Source organism: Sanguibacter keddieii DSM 10542, from assembly GCF_000024925.1.
In the GTDB taxonomy this organism is placed as follows: Bacteria; Actinomycetota; Actinomycetes; order Actinomycetales; family Cellulomonadaceae; genus Sanguibacter; species Sanguibacter keddieii.
The window spans coordinates 1,009,302-1,021,833 of record NC_013521.1 but is presented as its reverse complement, the minus strand read 5'-3'; the positions used below and the strand labels follow the sequence as shown (position 1 = coordinate 1,021,833).

10 protein-coding genes are annotated in these 12,532 nt (G+C 69.6%); 1 reads left to right on the top strand and 9 read right to left on the bottom strand.

What is annotated here, in order from left to right:
- Positions 1–175: 175 nt before the first annotated feature.
- Positions 176–1,285 carry an acyltransferase family protein gene (locus tag SKED_RS04360; protein WP_143755655.1) on the bottom strand — a complete coding sequence of 370 codons (1,110 nt, stop codon included), beginning with the start codon at positions 1,283–1,285 and terminating at the stop codon, positions 176–178.
- 141 nt (positions 1,286–1,426) lie between these two features.
- On the opposite strand from SKED_RS04360, the gene rfbB reads away from it, so the two are divergent.
- Positions 1,427–2,422, top strand: coding sequence for a dTDP-glucose 4,6-dehydratase (gene rfbB, locus SKED_RS04355; protein WP_012865912.1), 996 nt, complete (start codon positions 1,427–1,429; stop codon positions 2,420–2,422).
- Positions 2,423–2,429: 7 nt separating this feature from the next.
- Here the strand turns inward: rfbB and SKED_RS04350 are convergent, their stop codons facing one another.
- The 8 genes from SKED_RS04350 to SKED_RS04315 form a co-directional block, all read right to left on the bottom strand.
- Positions 2,430–3,587, bottom strand: a complete 1,158-nt coding sequence (locus SKED_RS04350; protein ID WP_052293868.1) for a polysaccharide pyruvyl transferase family protein — start codon at positions 3,585–3,587, stop codon at positions 2,430–2,432.
- Positions 3,588–3,707: 120 nt separating this feature from the next.
- On the bottom strand, positions 3,708–5,831 hold the full coding sequence (locus tag SKED_RS04345; RefSeq protein WP_012865910.1) for a DUF6541 family protein: 2,124 nt from the start codon (positions 5,829–5,831) through the stop codon (positions 3,708–3,710).
- A 2-nt stretch (positions 5,832–5,833) separates the two neighbouring features.
- A complete protein-coding gene (locus SKED_RS04340; RefSeq protein ID WP_012865909.1) occupies positions 5,834–6,577 on the bottom strand; it encodes an ABC transporter ATP-binding protein in 744 nt (247 codons plus the stop codon).
- A 3-nt stretch (positions 6,578–6,580) separates the two neighbouring features.
- Positions 6,581–7,444 (bottom strand): ABC transporter permease, encoded by an 864-nt coding sequence (locus SKED_RS04335; protein ID WP_012865908.1) that lies wholly within the window; start codon positions 7,442–7,444, stop codon positions 6,581–6,583.
- A 3-nt stretch (positions 7,445–7,447) separates the two neighbouring features.
- Positions 7,448–9,427 carry a glycosyltransferase gene (locus SKED_RS04330; protein ID WP_012865907.1) on the bottom strand — a complete coding sequence of 660 codons (1,980 nt, stop codon included), beginning with the start codon at positions 9,425–9,427 and terminating at the stop codon, positions 7,448–7,450.
- Complete coding sequence (gene glf, locus SKED_RS04325) at positions 9,424–10,611, bottom strand: UDP-galactopyranose mutase (RefSeq protein WP_012865906.1); 1,188 nt, start codon at positions 10,609–10,611, stop codon at positions 9,424–9,426. Before glf ends, SKED_RS04330 begins: the two co-directional genes overlap by 4 nt.
- Positions 10,612–10,736: 125 nt before the next feature.
- Entirely contained in the window at positions 10,737–11,609 is an 873-nt protein-coding gene (locus tag SKED_RS04320; RefSeq protein ID WP_012865905.1) for an ABC transporter ATP-binding protein, read from the bottom strand.
- A complete protein-coding gene (locus tag SKED_RS04315) occupies positions 11,602–12,510 on the bottom strand; it encodes an ABC transporter permease (RefSeq protein ID WP_042437769.1) in 909 nt (302 codons plus the stop codon). The genes SKED_RS04320 and SKED_RS04315 overlap by 8 nt, the downstream gene beginning before the upstream one ends.
- Between the last annotated feature and the right edge of the window lie 22 nt (positions 12,511–12,532).

The window sequence follows — 12,532 nt, the reverse complement described above, 5'->3', positions numbered from 1 at the left end:
CGGCACGCAGGGCTCCAGGCGGCAGGCGCGAGGAGGACCCCAGCAGCCTACGGTAGCGGTTCGCGTCTCCAGCCTGTACGAGGCTGTGGCAGAGGCCACCTTCACGACATCCACGCAGGGCCGCGGCTCCGGGTCACCGACGTGCCCGGCTGCGCGCGACGGCCGCTGCTCCGCGTCAGATCGCGGGCTCTTCTTTCGCGAGGGCCCACACGCGACGGTGGTCGTAGGTGCGGACGTGCTTCATCACACGACGCTCGAGGAGCAGCCACGAGGCCGTGGCCGGGATCACGACGATCACGGCGGTGAGCACCATGTAGAGCACGAAGCTCTCGTGGACCCCGTAGACGGCGAGCAGCTGCTGGATCGGGAAGGTGTAGATGTACACGCCGTAGGAGATGTCGTGCGTCGCGAGCACCTTGGGCGAGGGGATCACCGTGGCGAGCCACAGCAGCGCGACGGCGAGGAACGGCGAGGCCGCCTGGCCGCCCCACTGCGGCCACATCATGATGAGCCCGAGGGCCACGGCCGCCGAGGCGATGCCGACCACCGCACGCAGCGGGATGCGCTCGCGCAGCATGTAGACGAGCGACCCGCCGAGGAAGTACGGCAGCAGCTTGCACATGAGCACGGCGTCGACGTTCCCGCCGAAGAGGTTCGAGACCGCACCGACCTTCGCCTGCGCGACGACGCTCAGCCCGAAGGCCACGGCGATCGGCCAGGGCGAGCGCTTGACGACGGGCAGCAGCGCCAGGAAGGCGATCGCCAGGTAGCAGAGGAACTCGTAGTACAGCGACCAGAGCGACCCGTTCCACGCCCCCGGGTAGGGGACGCCCGTCGGGGTGCCGGCGACGGAGTAGTCGCCCATCTGCAGGAACATCGACGAGTACACGTGGTTGAGCGGGGTGTTGCCCGTGGTGAGGTACCCGGAGAGCGTGCCGTTGGCGTGGTAGTAGCCGAGCGGCGCGAAGATCACGACGACCACGACGAGGCTCATGATGAAGGCGGGGAAGATCCGCGCGATGCGGTGCACCAGGTACTCGGTGAGGTGCGTGCGCATGCGGCTGGCGGTGATGAGGTAGCCGCTGATGATGAAGAACCCGGAGACCGCCCAGCCACCGATGCTCTCGCCCTGCCAGAAGGGCTCGGGGCGGCCGGCGAGCGTGAAGGCGTGCGCGACGAGCACACCGAGGGCCAGCACCAGCCGGAACATGTTGAGGCTGTTGCGACGCGGGTCGAGCTGGCGCGGGCTGAGCAGGGCGGTCGCTCGTCGGGTCGGCTGGTTCACCGGCTCAGTCTGGCGCGCGGGCGGGCGGAGCACAAACCTGCACGTTCGTCCCGGATGCCCGGGCGTCGTCCTCCGTGCCGGGGCCAGCGGGCGGGGTTCGATACCCTGGAGCGTTCACGTCTCGACCTGGAGGAACCACGCATGCGTCTGCTCGTCACCGGTGGGGCCGGGTTCATCGGCTCGAACTTCGTCCACACGACCGTCCGCGACCGCCCCGACGTCGAGGTGACGGTGCTCGACGCCCTCACCTACGCCGGTGACGCCACCTCGCTCGCGCCGGTCGCCGACCGCGTCACCCTGGTGCAGGGCGACATCACCGACGGTGCGCTGGTCGACCGGCTCGTCGGCGAGAGCGACCTCGTGGTGCACTTCGCCGCGGAGTCGCACAACGACAACTCGCTCCACGACCCGTGGCCCTTCGTGCAGACCAACCTCATCGGCACGTACACGCTGCTCGAGGCCGTCCGCAAGCACGGCGTGCGGTACCACCACATCTCGACCGACGAGGTCTACGGCGACCTCGAGCTCGACGACCCTGCCAAGTTCACGGCCGACACCCCGTACAACCCGTCGAGCCCGTACTCGTCCACGAAGGCCGGCAGCGACCTGCTGGTGCGCGCCTGGGCGCGGTCCTTCGGCGTGCAGGCGACCATCTCGAACTGCTCGAACAACTACGGGCCGTACCAGCACATCGAGAAGTTCATCCCGCGCCAGGTCACCAACCTCATCGACGGCGTGCGCCCCCGCCTCTACGGGGCGGGTGAGAACGTGCGCGACTGGATCCACGTGGAGGACCACAACACGGCGGTGTGGGCGATCATCGACCGCGGCCAGATCGGCGAGACCTACCTCATCGGGGCCGACGGCGAGAAGAACAACCTCGAGGTGGTCCAGACCCTCCTCGAGGTGTTCGGTCGCCCGACCGACGACTTCGACCACGTGACCGACCGCGCGGGGCACGACATGCGCTACGCGATCGACGCGACCCGCCTGCGCACCGAGCTCGGCTGGGAGCCGACCTTCACGGACTTCGGCGCCGGCCTGCGCGCCACCGTCGAGTGGTACCGCGCCAACGAGGCGTGGTGGCGCCCGGCCAAGGCCGCGACCGAGGCCAAGTACGCCCAGGCCGGCCACTGACCTCTGCTCAGCCGTAGATCTCTCGGGCGAGCTGGACCAGGGTCTTCGAGTGCTTGGTCGAGCGCTCGGGCAGGGTGCCGGGTCCCCCGGCCTGGGTGGCCGTCGCGCCGGTCGCGACGGCTCCCCAGTCGGAGCCCATGCGGCGCACGGCGGCGTGCTTGACGTCGTAGTAGTCCTCGCGGATGGACAGGGTCACCCCGGAGGCCCCCGCCGCGGCGGCGAGGATGTGCGGGTGGAACCGGCTCGACACCCAGCGCTGGTGCGGGGCGGCGGGGAACCCGTCGCGGAGGATCTCCCACAGGGAGTAGAACTGCAGGTCGTCGCCGAACTCCGGCACCAGCCGGTCGTAGATCCGGCGGTCGACGCGCGGGATGCACTCGACGACGCCGATCGGCTTGCCGGCCGCACCCCAGGCGCGCAGCGTGCTGGCGACGGTCTCGACCACGGGCGTGAAGTCGTCGCTCTCGTTGAGGTCGTCCTGGACGCACACCATGAACTCCGGCGCGGACGCCGCGTTCCGGGCGTAGAGCGGCGCGAGGCCGCCGAGGAACACGTCGTCGGGAGCCAGACGAGCCTGCGGGGCGCCCTGGAAAAGCTCGTGCGACTCCGTGTCGCGGACCGTCAGCACGTCGAATGACGGTGCTGCCTCGCGCCACAGGCCGTCGGCGCCGTCGTCGGCGGGCAGCAGGCCCAGGCCGGTGGCGGCGACGCGCGCCTCGGCCGCCCGCTTCATCCAGCGGGCGACGGCGACGATCCCGGTGTGCCGGGGCCAGATGGTGTTGACGTACCCGCCGCCGACCACGTGGAACACGTCGGCGGTGCGCAGCAGGTCGATGCCGGGGATCCACCGCGGCGCCTCCCACGGGTGGTCGAGGGCCGAGGTGACGAACTCCTCGACCTCCTTGGGGGTCTCCCCCGGTGCGTCCCAGCAGAGCCGGAACACGGTGTCCGTGAAGTGCAGGTCAGGGTGGGCGTCCTTGAGCAGCGCGGCCGCGGGGCCGGGGTTCGGGCAGTCCACCCACACCTGGGCGCCGGGCTCGACCGTCGCGAGGGTCTCGAGCCAGCGGCGGACGATGACCTCGTCGCCGAAGTTCGGGTGACCCGGGGTCGCGACGAGGTAGAGCACGCGGCTGCGGGCTGCTGGGCGCTGACGCTGCTTGAACACGGATCCCCTAGCGGTCGGTGGTGGCGCACGGTCCCGCGCCGGCATCAGCGCAGGAGACGACCATCATGTCGTACCCGCGCACCGGGTCGCAATCGACCTCGGGGCTGAAGAGGCAGCCGTTCAGCAGGCGTCGACGGCGTAGATGCGGGCGCGTTCTGCCTGGTCGACGAGGGTGAAGCCCTCGACCGCAGGCGGCTCCTCGCCCATGCCGGCGTAGAGCTCCCGCGAGCTGTGCTCGGGCCAGTAGAGCTGCGGGTCGACGTACAGGTGGGTGACGCCGAGCTCGTCGATGAGCCGGCACACCTCGGGGTCCGTGGCGATGTCGGCGAGGTGCAGCCCGAGGTACCGGGACTCCGGGGTCCAGGCGCCGCGCAGGTGCGGGAACACGACCTCGGTGCCGCTGATCGCGTAGAGCAAGGGCGCCCCGGTGAAGGGGTTGCCGAGCACGACGGAGTCCTCGGGGAGCTCGTCGGCGAGCCGCTCCATGAGCTCGATCTCGCCGGTGGTGACGATGCCGGGCCACGCCGGGTCGTCGGAGCGTCCGTACTCGGCGAGGATGCGGTGCTCGCGGAGATCCTGGCGCGCCAGGCCCGTCGTCGCCAGGAAGGCGACCACGACGGCGACACCGATGACCGACACCACGGCACCGCGCAGCGCACCTGCGCGCCGCGGAGACCTCGGGGCAGGCACCAGGGCGAGCAGGGCACGCAGCCCGAGCCCGAGCACCTGGGCGACGAGGAGCAGGCCGAGCCCGACGAGCGGCACGGCGACGACGACCACGAGCCCGCCCAGGCGGACCGCGTCGCTGTACCAGGGCCCGGCGAGTGCACCGATGGGCAGGGTCGGGTCGTTGGCGGCGACGAACAGCGTGAGGACCACGGCGTAGGCGAGCGCGAGCCAGCGCAGCCGGGACCTCACGAGCGCCACGAGGAACCCGAGGACGGTGAGCCCGGCGAGCACCCACGAGGGGTCGCCGTTGCCGGCACCGATCACGGTGAGCTGGGTGTCGCTCAGCGCCTGCCACACGGCCTCGAGAGGCGTCGCGTAGGTCCCGCGCTCGTAGGCGATGACGGACTGCATCTGCGGTGACCGGAAGATGAGCGTCGCGAGGACCACGACGGCCCCGGTCGTGAGGACCAGGGCGAGGAGCTCGACGTAGCGGCGCTCGACCACGGCGACGGCCGCGACCCGGACCACCCCGACGAGCACGAGGGCGGCCGAGACCGCGCCGTAGCCGATGAGGGCGTTGGGGTGCGCAGCGGTGACCGCGACGAGGGTGAGGAGCAGGGCGAGGACGAGCGGCGTGCGGCTGGTCTCGGTCGTGGCGGGCGCGAGGTTGTCGAGCGGCAGGTGGCCTGCGGCGGTCTGCTCTCGCGCGCCGCGGCGTGTGGTGGCGGGCGCGGCCACGTGGCGTGCCCCGACGTGGGGTCCGCGCCGTCGGTCGGCGACCGGCGCCTGGTCGAGCAGCCGGACGGTGAGGGCGAGGGCGACCGGCAGCAGCGCGTAGCCGAGGGCGTTGGGCCACAGGGTCCCGTAGGACACCATGCGGCCGGGGAAGGCCACGAAGGCGACGCCGGCCACGGCCGTCAGCCCGGGGAGCAGGCGCGAGCCCGGCAGCAGCGCGGCGGCGAGGAGGGCGCAGCCGAGCGGGAACACGACCGCGGCGACGAGGATCGCGACGACGTTGGTGGCGACCACCACGTTGTCGACGACCACGAAGGACACGAGCCCGTGCCACGCGGCCGGGTAGATGGCGGGGTCGCGCAGCGGCGCGGTGAGCTGGCCGAGGTGGAGCGACGAGGCGTCCTGGGTGTCGAGGACCCGCTGGACGGCGTTGAGGTGGAAGATCGCGTCCCAGGTCTGCGGGGGTGCGTCGGGGTGCGCCATGCCGTCGCGCATGGCGACCACGCCGAGGAACCCGGCGACGGCGACGCCGGCGACCGTCGCGGGCCACCAGCCGAGGGCGGCGCGGTCAGGGCGCCACACGCGGCGCAGGGCGGTCTGCGCCCCGAGCAGGACCCCGGCGGTGAGGAGCGTGGCCGCGCCGACGCTCAGCACGGTCCAGGGGATCCCCGCGAAGGACAGCAGCACGCCCCAGGTGGCGAGGGTGCCGACGCTGAGCGCCGGTGCGGTGGCGACGAGCCACCAGCGGCGCAGGCCGACGGCGTACCCGACGAGGGCGCCCGGGACCGCCAGGACGAGGATGCCGCGCAGCACCTCTTCCCAGGTGGACGCCCAGGACACCGTCAGCCTCGCATCTGCTTGACGACCTCGTGGCTCTCGCCGTCGGCGACGATCTTGCCCTTCTCGAGCAGGATGCCGCGGTCGCACAGGTCGGCGACCATGTCGAGGTCGTGGGAGACGATGACGAGGGTGCGGCCCTCGGCGGAGAGCTCACGGATGCGCGCGAGGCACTTCTTCTGGAACGGCTCGTCACCGACGGCGAGGATCTCGTCGATGAGGAACACCTCGGGGTCCGAGTGCACGGCGACCGAGAAGGCGAGGCGCAGGAACATGCCCGAGGAGTAGAACTTCACCTCGGTGTCGATGAACTTCTCGATCTCGGAGAAGGCGACGATGTCGTCGAACCTCTTCTCGATCGCCTGCTCGCTCATCCCGAGGATGGCGCCGTTCATGTAGACGTTCTCGCGGCCGGTGAGGTCCGGGTGGAACCCGGCCCCGACCTCGATGAGCCCGGCGACGCGTCCGCGGGTGCGGATGGTCCCGCCGTCGGTGTGCATGACGCCGGCGATGAGCTTGAGCAAGGTGGACTTGCCCGAGCCGTTGAAGCCGAGGAGCGCGACGGTCTCGCCCTCGTGGACGTCGAAGCTCACGCCGTCGAGGGCGTTGAAGCTGTTGGACAGGTCCTTGCCCTTGACGGAGGCGACGAGCAGCTCCTTCATGGACCGCTGGTGGCGGAGCGTGAAGGACTTGGTGACGTCGGCGATCTCGATGTTGACCGGGCCGGTGGTGGTGCGTGAGGTGGCCATGGCTCAGAGCTCCTGGGCGAATCGGCCCTCGAGGCGACGGAACACCGTCTGGCCGAGGAAGAGGACGACGAACGCGACGAGGAACCCGGTGATCGTGGTCTGGACCATGCTGTCGGGCATCTGCGACATCGCGTCGGGGCCGCCCACGGGCACCCAGAAGGCGTAGTGGAACAGCTGGACCGCGACGGTGATCGGGTTGAGCTCGTAGACCGTGATGAGCCACGCGTGGTTCTCGAACGCGTCCTTGACCATCGCGAAGGAGTACAGGACGGGTGAGGCCCAGGTCGCGACGAGCAGGAGGAGGTCGACGAAGTTCTCCGCGTCGCGGAAGAACACGTTGACGGACCCGAACAGCATGCCGAGGCCGAGGCCCAGGATCGCGGTGAGCAGGAACCCGAGCAACGCTGCGAGGACCCCGAGCAGCGTGGGTCGCCACCCGACGGCGAGCGCCCCGACGAGCAGGACCACGAGCTGGGGCAGGAAGTGCACCACCGACACGTAGATCGCGCTGACGGGGAACAGCTCTCGGGGCAGGTAGATCTTCTTGATGAGGTGCGCGTTCCAGATCAACGTCCTGGTCGCGTTGCCGAAGGCCTCGGAGAAGAAGTTGATGACGACGATGCCCGAGAACAGGTACACCGCGAAGTAGTCGATGTCCTGCCCGACCTTGAGGAACACGCCCATCGCGAAGTAGAACACGACGAACTGCGTCGCGGGCTTGACGTAGGACCACGCCATGCCCAGCACGGACCCGCGGTAGCGGACCCGGAGCTCCTTGCGCACGAGGAGCTTGAGGAGGTACCGCTGGGAGAAGACGTCGACGAGGCCGCGTCCTCTCCCAGGGACCGAGAGTTCTGTCTGGGCCATGGTCTAGCGCTCGCCCCTGAACGTCTTCTTCCACTCGTCCTGGCCGACGAGCGAGTCGATGGACGACTTGTACTGCTCGGAGAGCTCGGGCCAGGCGCGCAGCAGCTGCTCGTGGATCTTCACCGAGCGGGTCATGAGCGAGCGGAAGCGCTCGGGGTCACGGTGGTACCACGAGGCCCCGGAGCCGTCCGAGGTGGACACCACGGCGGAGTCGAACTGCGCGAGCATCCACCACTTGGCGTCGGCGGCGTGCACCTCGGCCTCGGGGTGGCTCTTGGACAGCTGGCGGATGGGGCGCAGCTGCTTGACGGCGCCGACGGCGGCCATCGTGAGCAGGCCGACCCGGTTGGACGGCGGGCGGACGCCCTCGCCCTTCTTGGGCATCTTCTCGCGACGGGGCGCGGGGAAGGCGCCCGGGTCCTTCTCGACGGTCGAGTCCGGGTGCGCGGCGCGCACGGCACGGATGTCGCCGAGGCGGGTGCCGAGCTGGTCGTGCATGTGCTCGGGGCCGCTGAGGAGGTCCTCGAGGGCCATGAGGCGCAGCTCGGCCACGGAGTACTGCGAGGCGAGCAGGTGCCGGGTCTGGTGGATGAAGGACTCACGGACGATCCGGCCGCCGCGGGGGTACTGGGAGTGCAGCAGCGCCGCCACGAAGCGGTTGCGCTCGTGGTAGTACGCCTGCCAGTCGAGGGTGTCGTCCTTGTCGGTCCACGGCACGTGCCACACGGCTGCGCCGGGGAGCGTGACGGTGGGGACGCCGGTCTGGCGGGCGCGGAGCGAGTACTCGGCGTCGTCCCACTTGATGAACAGCGGGAGGGACAGGCCGATCTCGCGGACCACGGACAGCGGGATGAGGGTCATCCACCACCCGTTGTAGTCGACGTCGACGCGGCGGTGGAGCTCGCGGGTGCTGCGCAGCGACTCCTTGTCGAGGTGGTGGCCCTCGGAGTCCTGGAGGACCGGTCCCCACCAGAAGCGCCACGGCTGGATGCGCTCGCCCATGGAGTGCAGGTACGGGCGGTCGAACATCGAGAACATCTGGCCGCCGACGATCGTCGGGCGGCGCGAGAGGTCGGCGAAGGTCGCGGCGCGGACGATGCCCTCGGGCTCGGTGCGGACGTCGTCGTCGGAGATGAGCACGTAGGTGCTCTTCTCGGCGTCGAGGGTCTCGCTCATCCCGCGGGAGAACCCGCCGGACCCGCCGAGGTTGGCCTGGATGATGACGCGCAGGCGCCCGTCGAGGCCCTTCTCGGCCTCGGCGAAGCCCTCGGCGTCGGTGGGGTGCTGGTTGCCCTGGTCGACGACGATGACCTCGTCGAGGATGGACAGGAGCTCGGGGTCGGCGCCGTGCTGGCCGAGGAGGGCGACGACGTCGTCCGGGCGGTTGAGCGTGGTGACGGCGATCGACAGGGTGCCGGGGGTCGCGCGGTCCTCGGGGACCTCGGCCTCCCAGCGGGCGGCCTTGACGGTCGCTCCCCCGTCGGCGGCGATGACGTCGAACCAGTACCAGCCGCCGTCCGCGAAGGTCGACAGCGGCAGCCTGAAGGAGACGTCGGTGCCCGCGGTCGCGTCGGTGCCAGCCTCGACCCGCGTGGACTCGACGCGGTAGACGTTGCCCTTCGCGTTGGACCTGTAGACGATGACGTCGGCCGAGCCGAGGAGCGTCACCCGGAGGGTGACCTCGGTGACGACCGTCCAGCGGCGCCAGTAGCTGGCGGGGAAGGCGTTGAAGTACGTGCCGAAGGAGGTGCGCTGCTGCGCGCGGACCGCGTAGCTGGTGCGCGAGAGCACCTGCGAGAGGTCCTGCGCCTCGGCGGCGGCGCCGCGCTCCTTCTCCCCGTGGGCGACGACCGGGGGCTGCTGCTGCTCGCCCTCGACGTAGAGCGGGAGGATGTCCTGGTCGGCCTCGAGGGGCAGCACGACGCGCTGGAGGGTGCGGGTCACCGTCGCGGGCTTCACCGGGGCTGCGGTGGTGGCGCTCATGCGTCGACCCCGCCGCTCTCGATGGAGCGGCCGGCGCCGAAGTGCGGCGCGAGCTTGTTGTCGACCATGGAGAGGGCCGAGCCGATCGCCATGTGCATGTCGAGGTACTTGTACGTGCCGAGGCGCCCGCCGAAGAGCACGTCCTTCTCGGCCGCGGCGAGGTCGCGGTAGGCGAGCAGGCGCTCACGGTCGGCTGCGGTGTTGATCGGGTAGTACGGCTCGTCGGTCTTCTCCGCGAAGCGCGAGAACTCGCGCATGATCACGGTCTTGTCCTTGGGGTAGTCCCGCTCCGGGTGGAAGTGGCGGAACTCGTGGATGCGCGTGTACGGCACGTCGGCGTCCGCGTAGTTCATGACGGAGGTTCCCTGGTAGTCGCCGACCTGGAGCACCTCCTCCTCGAAGTCGAGGGTGCGCCAGGAGAGGTCGCCCTCGGCGTAGTCGAAGTAGCGGTCGACCGGGCCGGTGTAGACGACGGGCACGTTGCCGACGACGTTCTTCTTGTTGACCGGCTGCGACTCGTCGAAGAAGTCGACGTCCAGGCGGACCTCGATGTTCTTGTGGTCGGCCATGCGCTCGATCCAGCGCGTGTACCCGTCGGTCGGCAGACCCTCGTAGGTGTCCGAGAAGTATCGGTTGTCGTACGTGTAGCGCACGGGCAGGCGCGAGATGATGCTCGCCGGCAGGTCCTTGGGGTCCGTCTGCCACTGCTTGGCCGTGTACTCGCGGATGAACGCCTCGTAGAGCGGGCGCCCGATGAGGGAGATGCCCTGCTCGTCGAGGTTCTCCGGCGACTTGCCGCCGAGCTCGGCAGCCTGCTCGAGGAGCAGGTCGCGGGCGGCCTGCGGGCCGTGCGACGAGCGGAAGAACTGGTTCACCGTGCCGAGGTTGATCGGCATGGGGTACACCTCGCCCTTGTGCGTGGTGTACACCCGGTGCACGTAGTCCGTGAAGGACGTGAACCGGTTGACGTACTCCCAGACGCGCTCGTTGGAGGTGTGGAAGAGGTGGGCACCGTAGCGGTGCACCTCGATCCCGGTCTGCGCCTCGTTCTCCGAGTAGGCGTTGCCGCCCACGTGGTGACGGCGGTCGACGACGAGGACCTTGCGGCCGTACTCCTCGGCGATCCGCTCGGCGACGGTGAGACCGAAGAATCCAGAACCGACGATGACAAGGTCCGCGTCCAACGCACACTCCCTCTGTAGAGATACCAGCACACAAGGTTAACCGGTGACACTACCGGGGCGAGCCGGTGGGCTGGAGGACTCGTGAAGATCCGTCGTGAGAGAGGGCCCCGCCGGAGCCAGGCCGGTCAGGCGAACGGGTCTGGCACAGGTGCCAGCTCACCGCTCTCCCACGGCGGCGGCGGGACCGGCTTGCCCGACGTGCGAGCCTCGACGATCTCCTTCTGGCGCACCGAGTACGCCTTGAGGACCTCTTTCGGCTCGCCGTCCATACGGAGCGTGCCCTTGTCGATCCACAGCACCCGGGTGCAGGTGTCTCGGAGCGTCGACGAGCTGTGGCTGACCAAGAAGACCGTCCCGGCGTGCGTCCTCAGCTCGTCCATCTTGTTCTGGCTGCGTTGACGGAAGTCGGCGTCCCCGGTGTTGAGCGCCTCGTCGACCAGCAGGATCTTCGGTCGGACCGCCGTGGCGATCGAGAAGTTCAGACGAGCTGCCATACCAGAGGAGTACGTCTTCATCGGCAGGTAGATCGAGTTCCCGATAGAGGCGAGCTCGACGATCTCGTCGTACCTTGCAGCAGCCTCCGCCTTCGAGAGCCCGAGGGCCATCGCGCCGAGCAGCACGTTCTTGCTTCCAGGCAGCTCCGGCAGTAGAGCGGCGTTCACCCCGAGGAGCATCGGCTCGTCGGCGGCGAAGATCCGGCCCTGCTTGAGCGGGTGCAGCCCGGCGAGCGCCCGGAGCAAGGACGACTTGCCCGAGCCGTTCGTGCCGATCAGGCCGACGGACTCTCCCTCCCGGACGACGAGAGAGATCCCTCGCACTGCATGAACGGAGGCTTGAGGGGTCGGCTGGACGAACGACGCGAGCCGTCTGAGCCCTCGAGGTGACTCGGCCCGCTGCTGGACGGTCGGGACCCGGTACGTGACGTGCACGTCGTCCATCACGACGGTCGCGGGCGGGAGGACCGCCTCTCCCGTCGGTGCCAGCTGAGCCTCAGACACGTCCGTACTCCTTCTCGCCACGCCAGAACACGACCCAACCGACCACCAGGGCAGCGAGGGACCACGCCACCGCGACGTACCAGTCCTTTGCGGGCGCGACCTGCTCGTAGAGCACCGCGTCTCGGTAGATCGTGAGGAAGGCGTGGAGCGGGTTCAGCTCGAGGACCGCCTTCGCGGTCGGGTAGGCGTCGAACCGGTCGAAGGAGTAGAAGATCCCGGAGAAGTACATCCACGCGCGCATGACGAACTGCATGAGGTTACTGATGTCGTTCACCCGTGCGACGAGCCGGGCGAGCATCAGCGCCACCCCCGTGCTGAAGGCGACCTGGAGGATCAAGACCGGTACGACGAGCAGCCAGCGCCACGTGACGGAGGCGTGCGGGGGGATCGCGAGCACGATCACGAACATGACTGCGAGCGCAGGCATGAAGGCGATGACCTGGCGGACGACCACGGAGAGCGGCAGCACCGCACGCGGGAAGTGGAGCGTCTGCAGCAGCTTCGTGTTCGACACGATCGAGCGCGAGCCCTCGTTGATGGTGCTCGCGGAGAACTGGTACACGAACACGCCGATGATCAAGAACCCGACGAAGTTCTCGATGCCCCGCTGCGTGTCGAGGAGCACACCGAAGATCAGGTAGTACGTGGCTGCGTTGAGCAGCGGCGTCAAGATGAGCCACAGGCTCCCGAGACGGTCCTTGCCGTGCTTGGCGCTCAGCTTCGACGACGCGAGCGCCGCGACGAAGCGGCGGCGGCCCCATACCTGACGCGTGTAACGACCGATCGACATCTGGGCGTTCACCGGGGTCAGACCTGCTGCGACCTGCTCGACCCGCTCAGATCTGGGGATGCGCTTGCTCCCCTCGGAGGGGTTGCTCGGCATGGAGTTCTCAGTCGTCATATCAGTGAGGAGCCTACCCGGA